Genomic DNA, 539 nt, shown 5'->3' with positions numbered 1-539 from the left:
GGTGTCACCGGGCCCGAGGGGTGCCGTCGGAGACGCTGATCAGAGGTCCGACCACCGCCCGGCCGGGCGCAATGCCCGGCCGTTCGCGGGCGGCAGGTCTGCATAACGTGGATGCGCGCGAACGGACCCCACCACCGGGGCCGGCACGCATCGACGCATGTGGGGGCACGATGGTCGGCATCGACGGGGTGGGCGTCTTCCTGGGCCTGGACGTCGGCAAAAGCACGCACCACGGCCACGGGCTGACCCCGGCCGGGAAGAAGGTCTTCGACAAGGCCCTGCCGAACGGCGAACCCCAGCTGCGGGCCGTCTTCGACAAGCTGAAGGCCAAGTTCGGCACCGTCCTGGTGGTCGTGGACCAGCCCGCCTCCATCGGCGCCCTGCCACTGACCGTCGCCCGCGACGCCGGCTGCAACGTCGCCTACCTGCCCGGACTGGCAATGCGCAGGATCGCCGACCTCTACCCCGGCGAGGCCAAGACCGACGCCCGCGACGCGGCCGTCATCGCGGACGCCGCCCGCACCATGCCCCACACCCTG

1 protein-coding gene is annotated in these 539 nt (G+C 72.2%); it reads left to right on the top strand.

The window, feature by feature from the left end; all coding sequences use genetic code 11:
* Positions 1–170 precede the first annotated feature (170 nt).
* Positions 171–539, top strand: a 369-nt coding sequence (locus tag CCN42_RS34560; protein ID WP_143662124.1) for an IS110 family transposase, incomplete at its 3' end; no start/stop codon positions are given.

The organism is Streptomyces glaucescens (assembly GCF_002154375.1).
GTDB classification, from domain to species: Bacteria; Actinomycetota; Actinomycetes; order Streptomycetales; family Streptomycetaceae; genus Streptomyces; species Streptomyces glaucescens.
The sequence above is the reverse complement of the archived record's forward strand: the minus strand, read 5'-3'. Positions and strand labels throughout refer to the sequence as shown.